This is a genomic window from Kibdelosporangium banguiense (assembly GCF_017876405.1).
GTDB classification, from domain to species: domain Bacteria; phylum Actinomycetota; class Actinomycetes; order Mycobacteriales; family Pseudonocardiaceae; genus Kibdelosporangium; species Kibdelosporangium banguiense.
On sequence record NZ_JAGINW010000001.1, the window covers coordinates 12,022,408 to 12,043,315 of the forward strand.

Genomic DNA, 20,908 nt, shown 5'->3' on the forward strand with positions numbered 1-20,908 from the left:
AAGCCTCGATGAACACAGACAGTGACCCCAGGCCAAGGCGCCGCGACGCGGCCGCCACCCGCGAGGCCCTGCTGACGGCGGCGCGGACATTGATGGCCCAGCACGGCGTGGAAGGCACCAGCACCCGGGACGTCGCCACCGCCGCGGGCGTCAACCAGGCACTGGTCTACCGCTACTTCGGCTCCAAGGAAAAGCTCTTCGCCGAGGCAGCGAGCGACGCCACGACCACCCCGGACACCCTCATGACCGAAACACCGCTGGCCGACCTGCCCGCCATCCTGGTCGCCCGCGTCCTCGACATGACCGGCTCCGACAACACCAGCATCTCCACCCTCGTCGCCGCCGCCAACGACGACACAATCCGCGACATAATCCGCGACAGGATCATCAGCGGCTTCGACGACGAACTGGCCCCCCGCCTCGACGGCCCCGACGCCGCCCTGCGCGCCGAACTCTTCGCCGCACTGATCACCGGCATCGGCTTCCTGCACAGAAAAATCGGCACACCCGCAATACTCGCCGCCGACCGCGAAACCCTCATCGCCCACGTCGACAACATGGTCAAACTCCTGCTCACCAACCAACCTTGACCAGGCCGCCTACCGAACTACGGTAAGAAACACGCTCCAGGAGTCAGCCGGGACGGTGAGCATCCCGGACAGCCGTGGCGAGTGGTGAGCAGGCAAGCTCAACACAGTCGCCGCTCGTGCCATGGCTGCTATAGGTGCTCTTCCGCCAAGCCAGTGCAGGGTGATCCACGGTGCGCACCTCGCTTGTGGTCTCTTGCTCGTTTCGGCTGTGAGTAGTGCTGAAGAGGGCCCGAATGTAGGCCTCAGTCTGCAGCAGGCCCGGAATCTCGAGCGGCAGAAACTGGAGAACCTGTGCGGCTGCTGTCTCCACATCGACGTAGCCCAAGCCCTTCGAAACATAGGCTGTGTACCACGGCTGCTTGTGGGTCTCCCTTACTTCGTCGAGCAATCCTTCCTCATACCAAGTCGGCTCAGTCACGGAAACTCCCGGAAGCTCGCACAGGGTGTCCATCATCCACCCGGGATAGCCGGGACCGGGATTTCCGGTCGCGGTCATCCCGGGCAGCGATGTAGGCCCTCGCGTATGCGCGTCAGGAGATTGTTGCGGCGAAGCGGGCGTTGCGGGCGGCGTCGGTCAGAAACGTGCCGACGCCATCGATGTAGCCGCCGCGTGAGCACCACAAGGTGACCTCATAGCCTCCGGAAACGCCTCTGGTCGAGGAGCCCGTGCAGTTCTTGCCCGTGATTGCCATGAGTAGCACCAGTTCGCGGGCTTCGCTTGCGGCATCGGTCAATGTGCTTCCGTAGCCGTCGATGTAACCGCCGCGCGAACACCATAGGGTGGTTCGGTGGCCGCCGGTCACTCCTTTGATTGAACTTCCCGTGCAGTCGATGCCGTGGTCGGTGTAGATCTGGTACAACAGCAGGGCTTCCCGGTTGGCGTCGGTCAGTGTGCTGCCGTAGCCGTCGACATAGCCCTTGCCTGAGCAGAAAAGTGTCACTCGGTAGCCGCCGGACACTTGTTTCGAGGATGATGCGCTGCAACCGGCGGCCGCGGTCGCGGTGCCTGCCGGGATCACGATCATGCCAAGGGTCAGCAACACTGCGGCCAGCGCGCGTCTCACGGTGTCTCCCTTCGTTCTCCGTCGAGCGCTGACACTTTCTCAATTTGCTGCACCAGAAGTCAGCCGCTGAACGGCGACGACACAAATACGGTCCCGTCAGGGATTGTTCAGGTAGGTCAGCACGGCCAGGACGCGGCGGTTGCTGCTGTCGTCGTCGGTGATGCCGAGTTTGCCGAACATAGAGGTGGTGTATTTGCTGATCGCGCTCTCGCTGAGGAAGAGCCGTTGACCGATGGCCTGATTGGACAGTCCTTCGGCCATCAGGCTGAGCACGGCGTGTTCGCGTTCGGTGAGACGTTCCAACAGCCTGTTCGAGGAGCCGCTGGACATCAGCTTGGTGATGACGACCGGATCCATGGCGGTCCCGCCGCCGGCGACACGTTCCAGTGCGTCGATGAACTGATCGGCGTCGAACACGCTTTCCTTGAGGAAATAGCCGATGCCGTCGGCGCCGTCGGCCAGCAGTTCGCGGGCATACAACTGTTCGACATGCTGGGAAAGGATCAGGACGGGCAGTCCGGGTAGTTCACGGCGGGCGGCGAGCGCGGCCCGCAGGCCCTCGTCGGACTGGGTCGGCGGCATGCGCACGTCGACGATGGAGACATCCGGCCGCCACGTCAGCATCGCGTCGAGCGTCTCGGGCCCGGTGGTCGCCACCGCCACCACCTCGTGCCCGTACGCCTCAAGGAAGCGGATCATCCCATCGCGCAGGAGGTAAAGGTCTTCGGCTACAACGACTCGCATGGCACCACCATTCTCGCGCGGGTTGGTCCGCCGACCGGGCTTGTGATCTCACACGTGCCGTCGAAGGCAGCGAGCCGACGGCGTAGCCCTGCGATTCCACCGCCCGGGTGCACGCCGGCCCCGCCCCGGCCGTTGTCTTCGACATCGACGACGATCTCGTTCACGCCGGAGACAATGGAGATCTGCGCCTGGGTGGCACGGGCGTGTTTGACCGCATTGGTCAGCAGTTCCGCGATTCCGAAGTACACCGCGGCCTCGATCGGCGGGTCCAGGCGAAGCTCACCATCGGCGGTGACTCTCGTTTCGAGCGGGCTGTCCAAAGCCAGAGCGCGAACGGCGTCGACAAGTCCTCGCTCGTTGAGCACCGGTGGACTGATTCCCCTGACCAGTTCGCGAAGTTCGGTCAGCGATGTGGCGGCACCCGCCCGAGCTTCCTGAAGCAGCGCCTTGGCCTTGGCCGGGTTGGTTTCCATCAGCTTCTCCGCGGTCACCAGCGAGAGCCCGAGCGCGACCAGGCGAGCCTGTGCGCCATCGTGCAGATCCCGCTCGATCCGGCGAATCTCGGCGGCCTGCGCGACTGTCGTATCGGCGTGCTGGGCCGTCAACTCCTGCAGCATCATCGACGGCGATGCACGCAGCAAGCGAACAGCCACCGGCTCGACGAATCTCCAGGCATATGGGGCGCTGGCAATGGCCACGACCAAGCCGAACACCGCGACCAGCGGTTGGCTGAACCCAAGGACGGCGGCCACGATTCCGGCCGGCGGAATGGCCGCGACCAGCCCCACTGTGAACGGTGCGATCGCCACAAACCGTATGTCACGCCAGTTGGCGGGATCAGTCCATCGCGTCCGCCACTGCAACTCCCGGCGGGCGTCGCGACTGCTGCGCGAGTACGAGATGCCGTTCCACCAGTACCCGGTGGACATCCGTGTCACCGGGCCCTCTTGCCGGTATCCGTCCGGAATGACGGTGTCTGTCCACTTTGCAACCAGCGCACGGAACATCCGGCAAACCGGGCGGGACAGGGCGAAAGTGCCGAAACACACCCAGAACACAATCGGTATCCACGACCACGGGTCGCCCGCCCACCAGGTCCCGAGCACCACGGCAGCAGCCCACACCGCCGGGACCAGCATGCTCACAACCACCACGACACACGCTCGCACGAATCCCACGCAAGCGCTCACCACCCAGGACTTCATATGTCCACTGTGCAACACGTGAAGCCGATTGCCCGCCGGGTCGGCCCTGAAGTAGGCCTGGCCCTACCCTTCCCTGCGGCCAGGCACCCGCTGACAGGCAGGTGCGTGGGCGAAGGCAGCGTCCAGCTCCTTGTTCGCCCGCAAGTCCGCTATGGGGTTGGCCGCGCCGCCCAGCGGAGCGAGCCCTGTGCTCACGTCCTGCATCCCCTTGCGGAACGACTCCGGGTCTCCGGCCGCCATTTGCTGGAGCTTGTCGCGGGCGGAGCCCAGGGCGGTGCGGATCGTGCCCAGGGTTGTCCTGGCCCGGTCGACCGCGGCCTGACCGTCCGTCACGGGCGGCGGCCCGGCCTGCTCAAGCCTGATGGACACCGATTCGATCGAATCGGCCAGGGAACCGAGATACGCCTGCAGGCTCGCTGTGGCCTGCCGTGGGTTCGCCGGATCGATCTGCGGCAACCGGGACAGCTTGGCGCCACCGGATTCCATGGTCTGACAGATCTGCTCGGCCCAGGAGATCGCAGCCTCATTGGGTTCGTCACGGCTCGAACCACACCCGGCGGTCAGGGCGACGACGACAGCTGTCCCGACAACTGCAAGACGATTCATGTTTTATCCTCGAGCGAGAAAGCGAACGTGATAGCGAAGTTAGCGACATCGTGCCTGGCCGGACAATGTCGGCCCCCAAAACCATCACCAGGCAACAAAAATGACATCCAGATTACGCAGATACATCTAATTGACAACCACGCACATCAATTTTAGGTTCAAGGAAAGCCGTTCCGGAGAAAGGCCGACGGTGACTGGACCACCCGACCCCGATCTGCCGATCGCCTTTGCCGCCCGGTCTCCCGCACCCGGCGGCCGGGCCGCGGGCGATCTGTGGTCCCGGCTGCCGGCCGAGCTCGCCGTGCTGTTCCGGCCCCAGGTCATGGACCTGACCGACGAGATCTGGCAGGAGCTGCAGCGGGCCGTCCCGGCTTTCGGCCACCAACTGGACGACGCCTGCGGCATAAGGATCGCCGGCTACATCCAGCAGGCACTCACGCAGTTCGTCGACCGTCTGGCCGACCCGACGGCACCGCAGGACTATGCCGCCGAACGGTTTCGTCAGCTCGCGTTGCGCGACGACGTCTCCGGCCGCCCGATTCTGGACATCCTGCAGACCGCGTACCGGGTCGGCGCCCGGGTCGCATGGCGAAGAGTTGTCGACGAGGGCACCAGAATCGGAATCCCGACCGACGCTCTGTGCCTGCTCGCCGAAGCGATCTTCATGTATATCGACGAGTTGTCCGCACTGGCCGTCGAAGGGCAGGCATCCGCGCGAATCCGCGAGGCCGGAGCTTTGGAACGCCGGCGAAGGCAGTTGCTGGAACTGCTGCTGGCGGGGGCCACAAGAGAAGCACTCTCGCAATTGTCGGAAGCGGCTCGCTGGCCGTTGCCGCAACGTGTGCTCGCGGTCTCGCTCGACATCCGTGACGCGTGGCCGGACCCAGAGGAACCGTCGCTGGACAGCCGCATCCTGGTCGATCTGGAGGGCGCGGCCCCATGCCTGCTGGTCGGCGAGGAACACCGGGAACTGGTGGAGCGGCTGCCGGTGTTCCTGCCCGGCTGGCGGGCCGCGGCCGGCCCGGTCACCGACCTCGACGACGCCAGAATCTCCCTGCGGTGGGCCAGGCGTGTCACCCACCTGGTCCGCCGGGGCACACTGCCGGACGCCACGGTGACGTGGTTCGACGACCACCTGCCGACACTGTGGCTGCTGCACGACCGGTTCCTGGTCCAGCAGATCTCCACCCGGGTGCTGGCGCCGTTGAACGGCCTCAGTCCCACACAGCGCGCGACACTCAGCGAAACCCTGCTGATCTGGCTGCAGACCCAGCGCACGGCCGTGGAGATGGCAGAAATACTCAGCGTGCACCCGCAAACCGTGCGATACCGGATGCGTCAGCTGACCCGCCTGTTCGGTGACAGCCTCAACGACATCGACGCCCGCTTCGACCTGGAAGTAGCCCTGCGAGCCGAACGCGTCCCCCTCGACGACCAGTAACGCCGTTCAGGTACACCCCCGGACCGGTAATACATTTCCCAGCAGCATCGACACCTTCCGAACAATGAACCCCTGCCCGCCGGGACGATACCGGCGAATAATCACGTCGCCAATCCCAAGCCGGATTTTTGTCACAACGTGAGCACGCCGGGCGACGCGATTGTCCACAGCCAAGCAGAAGGCTGTGACCAGGCAGTCTATCCATCAGAGCCAAAATCACACGCTCGTGAATATCACCGGCTGACAAATCGGCAGGCGAACGGGCGAAGCCCTTGCGACGCTCACTCATGGCAGTTACTTTACTCGCCAGTAGCCTCGCGACGGCGAGGCTACTTCCATCCGGCAAATCGGCGATTGAACCAGCCCTCTGCCGGGCCGCGGCTTTTTACCCCGCGGTTTTCGTATCATCGTTGATACACGGAGGAAGATTGTGAACAATCGAAGAGGGTTCACCCGGCTGGGTGTGGCGCTCACCGCCGCGGCAGCCGTGGTGTCCGGCACAGTGGTGCTGGGGACAAGCAGCGCAACGGCCGACCCCGCCTCACTGACCCTGAACTACCAGTGCCCCTTCCCCCTGATCGGCGTCCAGCCGGTGAAGGTGAAGATCGACACGGACCTCCCGAAGACCATCCCGGTCGGCGCGCCGACCCCGGAACTGGTCATCAAGACGGTCTCCACGGTCAGCGCCACCGCCACCCAAGGCCTGAACCTGGTCCAGGCCAAGACACTCGAGGGTTCCGCGGTGTCGGACACGACCGTGGCGGCGCCCGAGGGAACCCTGCCGGTGAAGGTGCCGGTCACGATCGCCAAGACCGACATCCCGGCACAGGGCGAGTTCCAGGCCCCGGCCGACGGCAAGGCACCGTCGCTGACGTTCAGCAAGGCGGGCACCGCCAAGATCACCGTCAACGGCCTGCAGTTGCACCTGATCCCCCGCAAGGCGGACGGGACACTGACCGGCCTGGGTGAGTTCGACTCGCAGTGCACCCAGGATCCGGGCCAGAACAACGAACTGGCCAGCATCACGATCACGGAGGCCGGCGACACCGAAGCACCAACCGCGCCAGGCAACCCGCGTGCCACCGGCACGACCACCAACAGTGTCTCGCTCGCGTGGGACGCTGCCAGCGACAACAAGGGCGTCACTGGTTACGACGTCTACAACGGCACCACCCTCGCCACCAGCGTCACCGGCACGTCGGCCACGATCAGCAACCTCACCGCGAACACCAGCTACACCTTCACGGTGAAAGCCAAAGACGCAGCCGGCAACGTTTCTCCAGCCAGTGCTGCGGTAACCGCGAAGACCCAGCCGGCCGCTGACACCGAAGCACCCAGCGCGCCAGCCAACCCCCGTGCCAGCGGTACGACTGCCAGCAGCGTGTCACTGGCGTGGGATGCCGCGCGTGACAACGTGGCCGTCACCGGCTACGACGTCTACAACGGCACCACCCTCGCCACCAGCGTCACCGGCACGTCAGCCACAATCAGCAACCTCACCGCGAACACCAGCTACACCTTCACGGTGAAAGCCAAAGACGCAGCCGGCAACGTTTCTCCAGCCAGTGCTGCGGTAACCGCGAAGACCCAGCCGGCCGCTGACACCGAAGCACCCAGCGCGCCAGCCAACCCCCGTGCCAGCGGTACGACTGCCAGCAGCGTGTCACTGGCGTGGGATGCCGCGCGTGACAACGTGGCCGTCACCGGCTACGACGTCTACAACGGCACCACCCTCGCCACCAGCGTCACCGGCACGTCAGCCACAATCAGCAACCTCACCGCGAACACCAGCTACACCTTCACGATCAAGGCCAAGGACGCAGCCGGCAACGTGTCCGCGGCCAGCGCTCCGGTCACCGCCCGCACCGCGCCCGGCAGTGGCAACACCATCAAGTACGGCTACACCGCGGCCGGTTCGTCGTTCATCAAGGCAGCCAACGGAACCGCGAACCTCGCCGGTGCCATCGACGCCGAGCTCGACCTGGCGACCGGCAACTACACCGCGGATCTGACCCTGAACCCGACCACCGGCGAGTTCAAGATCCTCGGTTTCCTCCCGGCCACCGCCAAGATCGAGTTCGAGCAGGCGGGCAAGACCACCGGCAGCCTGACCGGCGGCGTGCTCACCGCGAGCTCCAAGGTGACCGTGAAACTGCCGCAGATCAGCGTGTTCGGCTTCCCCATCAGCCAGTCGGCCGACTGCAAGACGGCCACCCCGTCGGACATCAACCTGACGTCCGGCCCGAACTTCGACCCGCTGGCAGGCGGGAAGCTGACCGGTGAGTACACGCTGGCGGCGCTCAAGGGCTGCGGTTTCCTCAACGACATCATCAGTGCCCTGACCGCAGGCCCCGGCAACACCATCCAGATCACCCTCACCCCCAAGAACGCCGCCAGGCACCTCATGAAACCCAAGAAGCGGTAACCCAAAGGCCGTGGGGCCCGGGCACGTCGTGCCCGGGCCCCACTTCCATGTTCAGCAGGTCAGCAGGTTGTGATGGGAGGCCGGCCGGCGAAGCGGTCGGCGATGAAGGCCTTGGCGTCCTCGTTTCCGTAGTACACCAGGGTTATGTGGTCGGTGGCCTGCGTTTTCCAGGTCAGCTTCACGCCTTTGGCACAGTAGGCGTTGCGCAGGGCCTGCGCCTGCGAGTAGTCGACGAGTTCATCGTTGGTGGCGTGGTACTGCAGGACCGGGACATTGATCGGGTTTGTGCCGAGCTTGTTCTCGGCGACCCGGGCCAGCCATGACGGCGTGAGCACCGGGCTGCCGGTGGTGTAGTCGATCAACCGTTTCCCCTTGTACCGCACCAGAAGCTCCAGCGTACAGGCGTCATTCTGCATCTGCGTGACCAGTGCGCGGCCCGCGTCGTTGAGGTAGGAATCGAGCCTCAGATCGGGGTACGCCGCGTCGAGCCCGATCAGCGAGTACATGAGCAGGCCGAACCCCGGCTTGCCGTCCAACGGCAACGCGACCTGCGTCAGGTCCGCAGGCACACCGCCGCCGACCACGCCGACGAGGTTGAGTTCCGGCGCATAGCCGGGTTGCTGCTCACCTGCCCACATCGCGGCGCCGCCGCCCTGCGAGTACCCGCGGAAGGCGACTTTGGCACTGGCGGACAGCCCGGCCTCGGGCAGCCGTTGGGCCGCACGGATGGCGTCGATCATCGCGTGTCCCATGGACTGTCCGACCACGTAAGTCGTTCTGGGATTGGGCATGTAGCCCTCGTAGTCGGTGATCGCGACCGCGTATCCGGCGTTCAGCATGTCGTTGAGGGCGGGTTGCTCGTAGAACGCGCCGACATCGATCATCCGCGAGGGGGCGCACCTGAAGGCAGGGCCGTGGGTGCCTGGGGCGAGTCCGACGATGGGGGCGGTCGACGGGTTGACACGCTTGGCGATCAGCACTGTTCCGGTCACCGCGTTGGGCTGCCCCAACGCGTTGGTCGACCGGTACATCACTTGCCAGGCGTTCACTGTGGACTTGACCGGGCCTGCCTGTGAGAGGCGCCAGCGGATGATGTCTCCGGGCGCGCCAGGCGGCAAAGGCGTTGGCGGGACATAGAAACTGTCGTCGGCAGGGCCAGGATCGGCAGCCATGGCGGGGGCGATGGTGACTGACGCGATCATGGCAAGGATCACGGCCGCCACACGTTCTCGGTTTCGCATCTGAAGTCTCCAGAAAAGGGGGCGATAAAATGAAACTTACTCGCGAGTAACAATTCATGCAAACTGTCACGGACAAACAATTCCAACGGCCGTATTCGTAGCCCCGAAACAGGCCTTCCACCAGGCCAAACGGGGGGTCTTTAGCACGTTTTGACAAGTTGTCACCGAACAGACTGTCACGACTGGATAATTGCCTCTCGTTGACACAATTGGGGGGCGAATTTATGGTCGGGAGAACGTATCCACTTCCTGCCACAGGAGTGCCGACATGACGACTGAGCTCGACCGTGCCGTGGGCACGCCCAGCCAGCAGGCGCTCACGGCCGTGCCGAGAGAGCTCGCCGAGCGGATGCGGCCGCACCTGGGCCAGATGGTCCGCGACATGATCGTGGAGATCCAGCGCGCGGTCCCGGCCTACCGCCAGCCGCTGGAAGGCAAGTTCGGCGAGATGCTCGTCGGCGGTGTCCAGACGGCCATCGAGGAGTGCTACGACACCATCGGCACCAGCCCGTCATGTCGTAGCGACTGGCTGAAGTTCTTCCGTTACACCGGCAAAGTGGAGTTCCTGCAGGGCCGCACGATGGACGCGTTACAGACCGCCGTCCGCATCGGCGGCCGCGTCGCCTGGCGGCACCTGTCCACCGAAGGCCGAGCCCTCGGCATAGAACCCGACACTCTCTTCGCCGCGGCCGACGCCATCTTCGCCTATGTCGACGAGCTGTCCGCCGTCGCCGTCGAGGGCTATACCGAAGCACAGGCACGCGCAGGCGGCGCACGGGAGCGCAGACGCCAGCAACTGCTCAAGATGATTCTCGCCAAACCCCAGGCGTCCAGGGAAAGCATCGCCGAACTGGCCGCCATGACCGGCTGGACACTGCCCGACCAGCTCGCCGTGATCGCCCTGGAATACCGCGAGGACCAGCACCAGCTCCCCGCGACCGCGCTCGGCCCCCAGGTACTCGTCGACCTGGAAAGCGCCGAGCCATGCCTGGTGGTGGCCGAGCCCGAACTGCACCTCAGCCGCCTTGCCAGCGAACTACGCGGACGCCGCGCCGCCATCGGCCCGGCAGCGCCCCTGGAGAACGCACGCCACTCCCTGCGTTGCGCCCGCACAGCCCTGACCCTCGTCCAGCGCCGTGCCCTGCCCCAGCAACCGATCACCTGGTGCCGGGACCACCTCTCGACCCTGCTCCTGTTGTCGGACGAATTCCTGGCCGGCCGCCTCGTCCGCCGCGCCCTCAGCCCCTTCGCCGACCTGACCGAAAAGCAACGCGACAGACTGATGTCCACATTGCATGTCTGGCTCGGCAGCGGCGGCGGAATCAACGAAATAGCCAACCGCCTCGGCATCCACCCCCAAACCGTCCGCTACCGCATCCACCAGCTCACCGAACTGCTCGGCGACCGCCTCAACGACCCAGCTGAACGCCTCAACCTCGAAATCGCCCTGCGCACCAGACAGCTCCTGTACCGGCGCCAACCGACCAAGACTGGACCGAACACAGCCTGACCTGCGTGGATGACGTTTCCTCGATCGCGGGGTTGCGCGCGGCGACGGTTTAAGCGAACATTCATTCGCTATGGAGTCCCGTTCGAGTTTCACCGCTGAGACCGTGGCCCTGCTGCGGGCATTCGAGTCCTACCGCCCGCCTGGGCGGCGGCTGTTCTGTGATCCTTATGCCGCAGGGTTTCTGAGGCTGTGGTTGCGGGTGTTGGCGGAGGCCAGCCGGGTGCCTGTACTACGAGGGCTGGTGACGGGTCTGTACGACCTGGTGGCTGGGCCGGGGCCACGGTCGTCTGCCGTGGCACGCACCAAGGTGATCGATGATGCGGTCGTGGCGGCGATGAGCGGCGCAACGCAGTGCGTTCTGCTGGGCGCGGGCTTCGACACACGCGCTCACCGCCTTCCGGCGCTGGCCGGATGCCGGGTGTTCGAAGTCGATCATCCCGCCACCCAGTCGGCGAAACGCGACGCGGTCGACCGGCTCGGGCTGCGGTCCGGCCACGTCAGCTATGTGCCGGTCGATTTCGAGGTGGACGACCTGGCGATGGCCTTGGCCGGCAACGGGTTCGATCCGGCGGCTGCGGCGGTGTTCGTGTGGGAGGGCGTCACGAACTACCTCACTGCCGACGCGGTCGATGCCACCCTTGCTGTGCTGAGAAAACTCGGCGGGTCACTTGTGCTCACCTACGTCGACGCTCGTGCGCTGCATGAGCCGAGCCCGTTCCCGGAGGCACGACGGTGGGTACGGGCCGTCGCCCGGGCGGGCGAGCCGTGGACCTTCGGGTTGTTGCCCACACAGGTGGGCGAGTTCCTGGCCGAGCGCGGTTTCAGACTGCGTGCGGATGTCTCGGCCTTCGACGCCGGGCAAACCTGGTTCGCCGCGCAGCACCGCCGCGAGCAAGGTTCACAGCTCTACCGAATCGCGATCGCCGACGTCATCCGGAGCACCGATGCCACGCATCTCTGAGCAACGCCGGGCCGCGCAGCGCCAACGGATCCTGGACGCGGCAATGGCCTCTTTCGAGAAGGCTGGCCCGGACGGGGCGTCCATGCAGGACATCATCGCCGAGTCCGGGATGAGCGCCGGTGCCATCTACCGCTACTTCGACAGCAAGGAAGCGATCATCGAGGCGGTCGCCACCGAACGGCACGAGCACGAAAAGGCCTTGCTGGCCGACGCGATGACGGTCGGCTTCCCCGACGGACTGCGGCAGTTCATGAACGCGTACTTCGACTGGGTGGCCGACCCCGCGGAGGCGCAACGTCGTCGCGTGGCCGTGCACATCTGGGCCCGTGCTCAACATGACGAACGGCTGCGGCAGATAGTGACCGAAGGACTGGCCCCACTCAAAGACGTCGCCAGTGTCCTCGCCGACGCCCCATTGCCGGCAGGCGTCGACCCGGACATGTTCGCGCGGGTCCTGCTCGCCGTCATCCAGGGCTTCCTGCTTCAGCGCTCCTGGGAGCCTGACCTTGATCCCCAGAAGTACCGGGACACCGTCAACAGTCTGCTGCACCTGCTCAACCGGTCATGAGTTGGTGCATGGCCTGGGTGAAGCGGGTACGAGCGCGGGCCGCTTCGCCGTGGCGTCCGGCTTTGGTCAGGGTGTCGACGAGGTCGGCGTGGGCCTGTTCGTCGTAGGGATCCTTGGCGAGCAGACGATGTAGGTAGTGCACGGCCTCGTCCACGTCCGGTGCGAGCCGAACCAGTGTCCGGGCCACACGGAGATAGGTCGCACGCGCTTGCTCGCGCAGTGAGACTGCCCAGTCGTCGTAAGGTTCGTCTTCGAACAAGTCGCCTGTGTAGGCGGACTCGGCGGCGGTCAGCATTGTGCGGTCGGTGCGGCGGAGGCCTTCTTCGGCGTCGAGGAAGAAGTCTTCGATGTCGAGGGTGAGTTTCGTTCTGTCCAGGGCGACTGTGGCCTGGTCGGCGACGATGAGCTGGGGATCCAAGGTGGTGCGCAGGGTCGACAGGGCGACCGAGAGCCGGTGGGCGACCTTGCCGGAGTCCTCGCCCCAGAGCAGCCGGCCGAGTTCCTCACGGGCTATTCCACGGCCACGCCGGACGATCAGGATCCGCAACAGGTCACGGGCCTTGCGGGACTGCCAGGCTGCGACCGGCTCGCCCGCGACACGCACTTCGAATCGGCCGAGTGTCCGAACCGTCACGGCCTCGCCCGAACCGGGCAGCCGAATCCCTTGGCTGGCAAGGCATGCGCGGGCGACACGGGCCAAGGCGCGTTCGGTGTCGTGGGCGTCTGGCAAGGTGCCGAGCACGGCCGACACACGCAATTCGTCCAGCCGTGCTCCGGTGTCGCGCCAGATATCTCGAGCCTCCATGAGCGCCCGGCGAGCTGCGGCCGGGCGAGGGCTGGTCGCAGCCACCAGTTCGAGCGCTTCGGCGAGACGAGCTTTGTCCCGGTGCAGCCGGGCCAGTTCGGCCGCCTCGGCAGCCAGGTTCGTGGCGTCCTGGCCCGCGGTGTGCTCGGCCCAGCCGAGTGCGAGCACAGTCCTGATCACCGCCGGGCCGACCGCGAGCGCCCGGGCGCGGAGCGCGAACTGTTTGGCCGCAACGGGATCAGACGGCGTCAGCAACACAGCCAGACCGGTCAAGGCAGGTACCAGGCCCTGGCGTTCGACGGCCATCCGGACGGCCTCCTCGTAGGCCGCGAGTGCCAGATTTGTCCTGCCTCGCAGGCGATACACGTCGCCGAGCCGGGACAGTGGGTAGGCCAGGCGCTGCGAGGAGTTGCGATGTTCCACAGCAAGCGCTTGCTCAAACCGAGAGAACGCCTCATCCAGGCGGCCAAGGCGTTTCAGCGCGTCTCCGCTGTTGCACAACGCGAGGCCCAGCACTGTCCGGTAGTCCACGGTCTCGGCTTGCCGGACCGCGATCTCACCCACCGCCAGCGCGTCGGCGAACCTGCCCTCGCCGAGCAGTCGTGACGACAGATTCGTCCTGATCCGGGCACATTCGACCAAATCGCCCGCTGTCTCGGCGATCTCCAGCGCCCGCTCGTAATGACTCTGCTCGGCCGCCGCCTCGCCACGCATCTCAGCCGCAAAGCCCAAGGCGACATGAGCCGCGGCCAGCGCCCGGCTGTCCTGGCAGATCCCGGCCACCCGCCACGCCGAGGACGCCAGTTGCCGGCATTCGTCCTGATTGCCAAGCGCCCAGTGCGCGGTGGACATCCAAGCCAGCAGCAACGCCTCCGGCGCGGTCGTGCCGCGGTCGAACCTGCCGCGTTCGTACGCCGCCAGCGCCGCTGCCGGGCGGCCCTGCTTGTACTCCAGATGGCCGACCAACCGGGCCAATGAGGGGTCGAGTACACCGCCATCGTCATACATGTCGTAGACGGCTCGCGCGCTTTCGATGTGCCCGCAGAGCGCAAGTGCTTCGCCACGCAACAAATGCAGCCGCTTGGTCATGTCCGCGGGTGCCACGGTGCCGAGAAGTTCGAGCACATGCGACGCACCGGCTGCGGCGAGCATCCGGTCGCCGTCCTGCTCAAGGAGTTCGGCAGCACTGGACACGTCGGCCTCCGCCAGGGCTTTGAGCGAACCCTGATTCAACCCTGACACCCCTTCGCAGGCTAGACCGCAGGCCGAGCACGGCACCGAAGCAGGCACGGGGAGGACATTCGTGACACACCAAGAATTGCCCGAACAGGCAAGACATCCCGCACGATGGTGGGCGGCACTGGTCGCCGTCCTGCTGGCGGCGCTGTTACCCGCCGGTCCGGCGTCCGCGGAGGCAGAGAGGTGCTACATCCCGGAAGGAGTCATGAAGCGGATCTGCATCCCTGTGACAACACCGGCACGCCCCGCAGCAGTACGTGGATACGGCTGGGTATGGGCGGACTTGGCGGCCAGCCCGCTGGACACCTGGTACACGCCAAGCCCGGCCTACCAGTTCAACTCGGTGGCCGGCCCGAACAACCTCGTGACCCACATGGGCACCGGAACGTACGCCGTCCTGCTCAAAGAACTCAACGCCGGCGGTGGCGTCGCACACGTGACCGCGTACGGGTGGGACGCCAAGACCAGGTGCAAACTGATCAGCACCCAAACCTGGCCGGAGGGCCAAATACTGATCGTGCGCTGTTACGACCTCGCCGGAGCGCTGAAGGACAGCCAGTTCACCGCGTCCTACACGAGCCTGACGAGCACCTACTACCCATTCGCGTACATTTCGCCTGCCGGACAGCACAATTCGACCGGCGGGGTCAACACCGTGACGTCTGTCGGTCCCCCGGGTTCCTACGAAGTGACCTTGCCGGGAATCAACGTGAGCAACGGCACCGAGCAAGTGACCGCTCAGGGCCAGGACGCCAACTGGTGCAAGGTCGCCGGCTCCTGGCTTGCGGGCCCGGACCACAAGATCGGCGTCCAGTGTTACTCCCCTGCCGGAGTCCCCGCCAACACCACCTTCACCGTCACCTACGTGGCCAAAGGCAACATCGTCGGCGCCTGGTACGACCTCGAGTCGTTGTATGCGTGGTTCGACTTGCGCGGCCCGGGAGTAAGCACCACATGGCGGTTCGCCAACGGCAGGCCAACCGGCCTCGCCTGGGGAGTAATCCCCGGCGTACCCGCCACGCTCACCGCGCCCATGCCGCCCCTGGACAACGGTGACGTCCAGGTGACCGCGTTCGGCGCCGGGCCGGTCTCGTGCTCGGTCGCGTTCTGGAACAACACCGGAATCCGGGTGCAGTGCGTCGACCCAGCAGGAACTCCGGTCTCCGCCACCAGTACGAACACCGCCTTCCTCGGTGCCCTGGTACCTGGCTGACAGCAGGCCCGGCCCGTCACTCTCGACGGGCCGGGCACTTCACGGCCGCAGTACTGCCTTGACGCATTGCCGCGTGTCCATGGCCTGAAACGCCTGGGGCGCACTCTCGAGAGAGAAAGAAGCGTCGAGCACGCCACTTGGGTCGAGTCGTCCATCGAGAACCTCGGGCAGCAACTCTGGCACTACAGCGCGTACATTCGCGCCGCCGCCGCTGAGCGAGAGGTTCTTGCCGAACAGTTCCCACAGAGGAAGCTCGACGCCCCACGGCAGTCCCATGTAGCCGATCCGGCCGCCTGGCCGGGCACAACCGATCGCCTGTCGCATGGAGTCGAGCGAGCCGACTGCTTCGATCACGTGGCCGCTGCCTCCGTCGAGCAGATCCACGATCTCGGCCACGCCTTCATCACCTCGGGCCGTTACGACATCTGTCGCTCCGTGCCGGCGCGCGAGGAGTTGCCGCCGCGGATCCCGTGACATGACAACAATCCGTTCCGCGCCGAGTCGACGGCAAGCCAGGATGGCGCACTGCCCGACAGCGCCATCACCGACAATCACGACAGCAACACCCGGCCGCACGTCCGCGTGCATGGTTGCCTCATGTCCGGTTGCCATGACGTCAGTGAGGGTCAGCACCGCTGGAAGAAGGGCCTCGGACGGAGCCGGTGCCACGACCAAGGTCGTGTCCGCCAACGGGACTCGTACGAACTCGGCCTGACCGCCTTCCAGAGCCGAGCCGTCCGGCCCGAACTCGCCGAACAGCCGGCCGTTCTCGCACGCGATCGGAAGGCCACGGCGACAATTGGCACAGTCGCCGTCGGAGGTGTTGAACGGCGCGATCACGAACTGTCCTGGCCGCACCGTGGTCACGTCCGAACCGACGTCCTCGACGATCCCGACGAACTCGTGACCACTTTGGACCGGCCGAGGCAGTGGCGACAAACCGCGCAGGACAGCGATGTCCGATCCGCACACGGCTGCCGCCACCACCCGCACCAGCGCGTCCGTGGGCTGAACGACACGAGGCTCGGCAACGTCCTCGACGCGGACGTCCCCCTTGTCGTGTATGACAACGGCACGCATTACGCCCTCCTCGCCAAACCGGTACTGCGCATGAGGAACTCGGCCAGAAAGCCGTCATGCGGGATACCGGGCGGCAGCCACCACGTCGGCCGGTCCAGGCCGTAGACGTTGCGGATCGACGACTCGTCCAGCAGGGCGTTGACCAACGCCTCATCCTCCGAGGCGACACCCACCACCAGCGAGTTACGCAGAGGCGCCACGCCATGTTCCTTCGACCAAGGAGCAACCCAGACGCAAGGGAACGGCATCTCAAGGCCGATCTGCTCAGCCGTGGCATCGTCGACCAGGTGCACAGCCGGCCGCAACGCGGCACTGCCGTCCCCGAGGTCATGCGCGATGCCCTCCTTGCCAAGCACGGCTACGGCACCTGCTGCCTGCTGCCTGACGAATTCCTCAACCGCGTGGGCTTCGGCGAGCGGACGGCACGGCAACCCGGCCTCCTCAGATTCCGGTGGCAACGGCCGCAACGCGGCGAGCCGTTCCGCCAGTGCCTTGCTGAAGCCCGCCGCGTCCTGTTCCACCAATACCGCGGTGGTGTTGAGACAGGAAACACCGCCCAACCCGCTCACCGATTCGACCAGAACGTCGAGAAACTGCTCCCAGGGCCCGGTGATGAGCACCTTCACCCGCCCAGGACCCTGCGGCAGAACCGGTGTGCGAGACCACCCGCCTGTGTAGCGGCCCACGACGTCGTCCCCGCCGAAGACCATGGCGAGGTCCGCACTATGGACAAGCTCGTCCGCGGTGCCGTGATCACACGGCAGGAAAAGCACGTCTTCGTCAGCGAATCCGGCTTCCCGCAATGCCAGTACGAGCCGATAGGCCGTGAACGGGTCACGACGTGACGGCCGGATCGCGACCCGGTACCCGAGCGCCACTGCCTCGACCCACAGCGAATGGACGGCAGGATGATTGCCGGACGCGAGCACACTGAGCAGGTGCCCCCGGCGACGCCACACCGCGGCCGCCGACCCGGGCGCAACATGCTGACCTGGCAGCAGAACACCTCGCGGACGGGCGCGTTCAGCGGTACCAACGGCGTTCCTGGCCGCGTCCGCGATGGTCTCGGTCGCGGCTCGGACCACGGACAACGGCAAGCCGGTCGTACGGGCCACCAGCCGATGGTGTTCGTCCGGGTCGAACCCGCCCAGCGACGCGCTTTCGAAGTTCTTCGCAGCCGCAAGGAGCTTCTCGTAGCGCTCAGTCGTCGTCCACGACGCCGACACGGCAGGCCGTGATCGCAGCCGGTCCAACACTCGCGCCACGTACAGCGCCGGTGCGAGGGTCAACTCGGCGACAGCCTGCCCTGTGACGTCCAGAACTGCTTGCCGTTTCGTTGCACGGTATGGCTTTTCCGGGCCGAGGGCGTCGATCGGCCGGGTCCGAGTACATATGGCAGTCATCAGTACGCTCCCGTGATCACCGATACTCCGGAGAACGCCTCGACCGGCTGGACGCCGGCGACCGAGTGGCCCACCTGGCCCGGTGGTGCGGCCACCCGGCGCGCCATGTCGCGTTCGAGATTGTTGGGCAGCAACGCCGACTTGCTGAGGTGGTGCATGACGACCTGGCCGGTCTCACCCACCGCGACCGGATCCCGTGTGCCGGGGTCGACCACCTCGAAGGTGACGAACGCCGACGGCGGATCGAACACGCAGTCACCGTCATCCAGTTCGGGCCGCTCGAACACCGCACCGAGCGCCATTGTGCTGCCGTACAGGCCCCACAGCCCGATTCCCGGGAAGATCTCGTCCTTGAGCAGGTCCCGGGTGTTGGGGTCCATGCTGGTCCCGCACCACGTGATCACCTGGACCTGATCGCGCACCAGTTTCACGAGCTTGTCGTTGCGGGCCAGCTGTTCCAGCAACGGCGGCGGGGCCTGGATCGCCCCGACCCGCTGAGTGCGCAGGATGTCCTCGACCTGGGCCAGGACGTGCTCGAGGTACCGGTCGACCTCGTCGGCACACCCCTGCCGCAGGCACAGACGCACCCAGCGTGGGTCGAAGTCGATCGCGAACCGCACGCCCGACCGGCGACGGGCGTGCTGCCCGGTCAGCTCGAAGTAGTCATGAGGACCACTGGGACCCATCGAAAGCCAGTTGACCCCACGCGGATAACCCCGTTCGTCCATGGCCCGCATGGCTGTCGTCATCTCGCGATCCAGCCAGTCCGCGAGATACAGCACGCGCTTCGGACTGCCCGTGGTGCCACCGCTCTCGCACACACCGACCACCTCAGCGGTTCCGTCGTACCCGCGAGGCACAAGGTCCTCGATCGCGGTTTCCCGCAGATCGTCCACTGTCTGTGGGAACAGCCGCAGGTCCGCTATGGTGCGCACGTCCGTGCGCGGGTCGAAACCCAGCCGGTCCAAGCGGTCCAGCCAGAACGGCGAACCCGTCCGCGGGCAGAAGTGCCAGTGCATGGCGGCCCGGACCAGGTCGTCCGGGTCCACTTCGGCCCCGGGCGGAGCGTCCAGAACGGCCAGGGCGTCCGCTGTCCTCATCACAGTCTCCTTCAGCGCAGATGGACGCCGGCGGACTCGACGGCATCGAGGAACTCGCCACGCGCGATCGCCGCGGCCATGACTTCCAGGTCGTCGGACATGTACCGGTCGTACTCGAGCTTCGGGACCAGTGACCGAACCTTGTCGTACGTCGCCCGGCCCGCAGTGCTCAGTCCGTCACGACGGCCGGACACGTCAACCGCCTGTGCCGCGGCAAGGAATTCCAGCGCAAGGATCCTGGCGTTGTTGTCCAGCACCCGGCGCGCGTTGCGGGCGGAGATCAGGCCCATGCTGACGATGTCCTGGTTGTCCCCATTGGACGGAACACTCTGCGTGCTGGCCGGGCCGATGGTCCGATTCTCCGCGATCAGCGCGGTCGCCGGGTACTGCGCGCCGGCGAAGCCACTGTTGAGGCCGGGCTCGTTGGCCACGAGGAACTCGGGCAGCCCATAGCTGAGATGACGGTTGAGCAAGCGGTTGCTCCTGCGCTCGGAGAGCACGCCGAGCTGGGTGAGCGCGATCGTGACGAAGTCCATCACGAACGCGATCGGCTGACCGTGGTAGTTCCCGCCGTGGAAGACTTCCTTGCCCTGGAAGAACAACGGGTTGTCGGTGGCCGAGTTGAGCTCGGTGGTCAACGTGCCCGCGGCGTGGTCCAATGTGGCCCGGACCGCGCCGAGCACCTGGGGAATCGCCCGCAGCGAGTATGCCTTCTGCAGGTAGACCTCGGTACGGGAGACTCCGTTGCCGTTGTGCGAACGCTTGTCGCGCACCTCATCGGTGAGATCGGCGTGCGAGACAGCCAGCTTGCTGTCGCTGAGCAGCGTGCGCAGGTTGGCCGCGGCGTCGATCTGACCGGGGTGCGGGCGGGCCAGATCGTGGCCCTCGGCCAGGAACGGGCTCGTGGAGCACCGCAGGGCCTCCAGCACCAGCCCGGCGACGATCTCCGCCTGGCGCAGCTGGTCGAACGCGCGACCGACCACAAGCGACCCCAGCCCGGTCATCCCGGAGGTGCCGTTGATCAGCGCGAGGCCTTCCTTGAAGCGCACATCCAACGGCTCAATTCCCAGCTCACGCAACACAATGTCGGTCTTGACCCGCTGGCCGTCCCGCAACACGTAGCCCTCGCCGATCACCGTCGCGGCGATGTGCGCGAGGGTCGCGAGGTCACCGCTGGCGCCGAGCGAGCCGATCTCCGGGATCGCCGGGGTGATCCCCAGGTTGAGGTACAACGCCAGGCGCTCCAGCACCTCCGGGCGCACCGCGGAGTACCCCCTGGCCAGGGCGTTGAGCCGGGCGGCCAGGATGGCGCGGGCCTCGTGTTCGGCGAACACCGGGCCGACGCCCGCGCTGTGGCTGCGGATCAGGTTGGTCTGCAGCTCCACCTCCTTCGAGGTGGCCACCTGCATGTAGATCATCTCGCCGTAACCGGTGGTCACGCCGTAGATGGGCACGCCGGTGCGGACGATGTCCTCGAACTGCTTGCGGCTCTCGGCCGCCTTGGCCAGCACCTCGGGCGCCACGGTGCACTGCACGCGCTCCTCCGCGACCCGCCGCACATCGCCGATGCCCAGGTTCCGCCCGTCGAAAGCGACAGGCGTCGCCACTGCTGTATTGACTGTGGTCACGGTTGTATACCTCCAAGATCAGGGATGACGGCCGGGAAGATCACGAACCTGATAGGTGTCGGATTCGGATTCGCATTTCCATTGA

The 20,908-nt window shown here is 66.1% G+C and carries 18 protein-coding genes; 7 read left to right on the forward strand and 11 right to left on the reverse strand.

The features are described 5' to 3' along the window. The first annotated feature begins 8 nt into the window (after positions 1 to 8). Positions 9 to 590 (forward strand): TetR/AcrR family transcriptional regulator, encoded by a 582-nt coding sequence (locus JOF56_RS53810; RefSeq protein ID WP_209647151.1) that lies wholly within the window; start codon positions 9 to 11, stop codon positions 588 to 590. Between the two features lie 43 nt (positions 591 to 633). Here the strand turns inward: JOF56_RS53810 and JOF56_RS59260 are convergent, their stop codons facing one another. The 5 genes from JOF56_RS59260 to JOF56_RS53835 form a co-directional block, all read right to left on the reverse strand. Then, on the reverse strand, positions 634 to 1,008 hold the full coding sequence (locus JOF56_RS59260) for a DUF397 domain-containing protein (RefSeq protein ID WP_307855696.1): 375 nt from the start codon (positions 1,006 to 1,008) through the stop codon (positions 634 to 636). Between the two features lie 112 nt (positions 1,009 to 1,120). Then, positions 1,121 to 1,654 carry a hypothetical protein gene (locus tag JOF56_RS53820; RefSeq protein WP_209647152.1) on the reverse strand — a complete coding sequence of 178 codons (534 nt, stop codon included), beginning with the start codon at positions 1,652 to 1,654 and terminating at the stop codon, positions 1,121 to 1,123. A gap of 96 nt (positions 1,655 to 1,750) precedes the next feature. Then, positions 1,751 to 2,398, reverse strand: a complete 648-nt coding sequence (locus tag JOF56_RS53825; protein WP_209647153.1) for a response regulator transcription factor — start codon at positions 2,396 to 2,398, stop codon at positions 1,751 to 1,753. Beyond that, positions 2,383 to 3,603, reverse strand: a complete 1,221-nt coding sequence (locus JOF56_RS53830; protein WP_209647154.1) for a sensor histidine kinase — start codon at positions 3,601 to 3,603, stop codon at positions 2,383 to 2,385. Before JOF56_RS53830 ends, JOF56_RS53825 begins: the two co-directional genes overlap by 16 nt. A 63-nt stretch (positions 3,604 to 3,666) precedes the next feature. Continuing rightward, entirely contained in the window at positions 3,667 to 4,209 is a 543-nt protein-coding gene (locus JOF56_RS53835; protein WP_209647155.1) for a hypothetical protein, read from the reverse strand. A gap of 190 nt (positions 4,210 to 4,399) precedes the next feature. Here JOF56_RS53835 and JOF56_RS53840 point away from each other — a divergent pair, with 190 nt between their 5' ends. Then, positions 4,400 to 5,650 carry a PucR family transcriptional regulator gene (locus JOF56_RS53840; RefSeq protein ID WP_307855697.1) on the forward strand — a complete coding sequence of 417 codons (1,251 nt, stop codon included), beginning with the start codon at positions 4,400 to 4,402 and terminating at the stop codon, positions 5,648 to 5,650. Positions 5,651 to 6,080: 430 nt separating this feature from the next. Continuing rightward, positions 6,081 to 8,075, forward strand: coding sequence for a fibronectin type III domain-containing protein (locus JOF56_RS53845; protein ID WP_209647156.1), 1,995 nt, complete (start codon positions 6,081 to 6,083; stop codon positions 8,073 to 8,075). Positions 8,076 to 8,134: 59 nt separating this feature from the next. Here JOF56_RS53845 and JOF56_RS53850 read toward each other — a convergent pair whose 3' ends face one another. Then, positions 8,135 to 9,316 (reverse strand): lipase family protein, encoded by a 1,182-nt coding sequence (locus JOF56_RS53850; protein WP_209647157.1) that lies wholly within the window; start codon positions 9,314 to 9,316, stop codon positions 8,135 to 8,137. Positions 9,317 to 9,584: 268 nt separating this feature from the next. On the opposite strand from JOF56_RS53850, the gene JOF56_RS53855 reads away from it, so the two are divergent. The 3 genes from JOF56_RS53855 to JOF56_RS53865 all read left to right on the forward strand — a co-directional run bounded on the left by JOF56_RS53855 (position 9,585) and on the right by JOF56_RS53865 (position 12,355). Beyond that, complete coding sequence (locus JOF56_RS53855; protein WP_209647158.1) at positions 9,585 to 10,826, forward strand: PucR family transcriptional regulator; 1,242 nt, start codon at positions 9,585 to 9,587, stop codon at positions 10,824 to 10,826. A 70-nt stretch (positions 10,827 to 10,896) separates the two neighbouring features. Further along, positions 10,897 to 11,787 carry a class I SAM-dependent methyltransferase gene (locus JOF56_RS53860; protein ID WP_209647159.1) on the forward strand — a complete coding sequence of 297 codons (891 nt, stop codon included), beginning with the start codon at positions 10,897 to 10,899 and terminating at the stop codon, positions 11,785 to 11,787. After that, positions 11,771 to 12,355, forward strand: coding sequence for a TetR/AcrR family transcriptional regulator (locus JOF56_RS53865; protein WP_209647160.1), 585 nt, complete (start codon positions 11,771 to 11,773; stop codon positions 12,353 to 12,355). The genes JOF56_RS53860 and JOF56_RS53865 overlap by 17 nt, the downstream gene beginning before the upstream one ends. On the opposite strand, the gene JOF56_RS53870 is transcribed toward JOF56_RS53865, so the two are convergent. Beyond that, positions 12,342 to 14,402 carry a tetratricopeptide repeat protein gene (locus JOF56_RS53870; RefSeq protein WP_209647161.1) on the reverse strand — a complete coding sequence of 687 codons (2,061 nt, stop codon included), beginning with the start codon at positions 14,400 to 14,402 and terminating at the stop codon, positions 12,342 to 12,344. The two genes, JOF56_RS53865 and JOF56_RS53870, sit on opposite strands and share 14 nt — an antisense overlap. Before the next feature lie 61 nt (positions 14,403 to 14,463). Here JOF56_RS53870 and JOF56_RS53875 point away from each other — a divergent pair, with 61 nt between their 5' ends. After that, complete coding sequence (locus JOF56_RS53875) at positions 14,464 to 15,612, forward strand: hypothetical protein (protein ID WP_209647162.1); 1,149 nt, start codon at positions 14,464 to 14,466, stop codon at positions 15,610 to 15,612. Between the two features lie 39 nt (positions 15,613 to 15,651). Here JOF56_RS53875 and JOF56_RS53880 read toward each other — a convergent pair whose 3' ends face one another. The 4 genes from JOF56_RS53880 to cmdF are packed head-to-tail and all read right to left on the reverse strand — an operon-like array spanning position 15,652 to position 20,823. Beyond that, positions 15,652 to 16,692 (reverse strand): alcohol dehydrogenase catalytic domain-containing protein, encoded by a 1,041-nt coding sequence (locus tag JOF56_RS53880; RefSeq protein WP_209647163.1) that lies wholly within the window; start codon positions 16,690 to 16,692, stop codon positions 15,652 to 15,654. Beyond that, complete coding sequence (locus JOF56_RS53885) at positions 16,692 to 18,095, reverse strand: aldehyde dehydrogenase family protein (RefSeq protein WP_209647164.1); 1,404 nt, start codon at positions 18,093 to 18,095, stop codon at positions 16,692 to 16,694. Before JOF56_RS53885 ends, JOF56_RS53880 begins: the two co-directional genes overlap by 1 nt. Continuing rightward, complete coding sequence (locus JOF56_RS53890; RefSeq protein WP_245378793.1) at positions 18,095 to 19,195, reverse strand: acyl-CoA synthetase family protein; 1,101 nt, start codon at positions 19,193 to 19,195, stop codon at positions 18,095 to 18,097. Before JOF56_RS53890 ends, JOF56_RS53885 begins: the two co-directional genes overlap by 1 nt. Positions 19,196 to 19,206: 11 nt before the next feature. Further along, positions 19,207 to 20,823, reverse strand: a complete 1,617-nt coding sequence (cmdF, locus tag JOF56_RS53895; protein WP_307855698.1) for a tyrosine 2,3-aminomutase — start codon at positions 20,821 to 20,823, stop codon at positions 19,207 to 19,209. Positions 20,824 to 20,908 lie beyond the last annotated feature (85 nt).

Coding starts and splice junctions, on each gene's coding strand:
- JOF56_RS53835 (WP_209647155.1), bottom strand. CDS start 4,209: ATGAATCGTCTTGCAGTTGTCGGGACAGCTGTCGTCGTCGCCCTGACC.
- JOF56_RS53850 (WP_209647157.1), bottom strand. CDS start 9,316: ATGCGAAACCGAGAACGTGTGGCGGCCGTGATCCTTGCCATGATCGCG.
- JOF56_RS53865 (WP_209647160.1), top strand. CDS start 11,771: ATGCCACGCATCTCTGAGCAACGCCGGGCCGCGCAGCGCCAACGGATC.
- JOF56_RS53825 (WP_209647153.1), bottom strand. CDS start 2,398: ATGCGAGTCGTTGTAGCCGAAGACCTTTACCTCCTGCGCGATGGGATG.
- JOF56_RS53890 (WP_245378793.1), bottom strand. CDS start 19,195: ATGAGGACAGCGGACGCCCTGGCCGTTCTGGACGCTCCGCCCGGGGCC.
- JOF56_RS53830 (WP_209647154.1), bottom strand. CDS start 3,603: ATGAAGTCCTGGGTGGTGAGCGCTTGCGTGGGATTCGTGCGAGCGTGT.
- JOF56_RS53880 (WP_209647163.1), bottom strand. CDS start 16,692: ATGCGTGCCGTTGTCATACACGACAAGGGGGACGTCCGCGTCGAGGAC.
- JOF56_RS53810 (WP_209647151.1), top strand. CDS start 9: ATGAACACAGACAGTGACCCCAGGCCAAGGCGCCGCGACGCGGCCGCC.
- JOF56_RS53885 (WP_209647164.1), bottom strand. CDS start 18,095: ATGACTGCCATATGTACTCGGACCCGGCCGATCGACGCCCTCGGCCCG.
- JOF56_RS53855 (WP_209647158.1), top strand. CDS start 9,585: ATGACGACTGAGCTCGACCGTGCCGTGGGCACGCCCAGCCAGCAGGCG.
- JOF56_RS53860 (WP_209647159.1), top strand. CDS start 10,897: ATGGAGTCCCGTTCGAGTTTCACCGCTGAGACCGTGGCCCTGCTGCGG.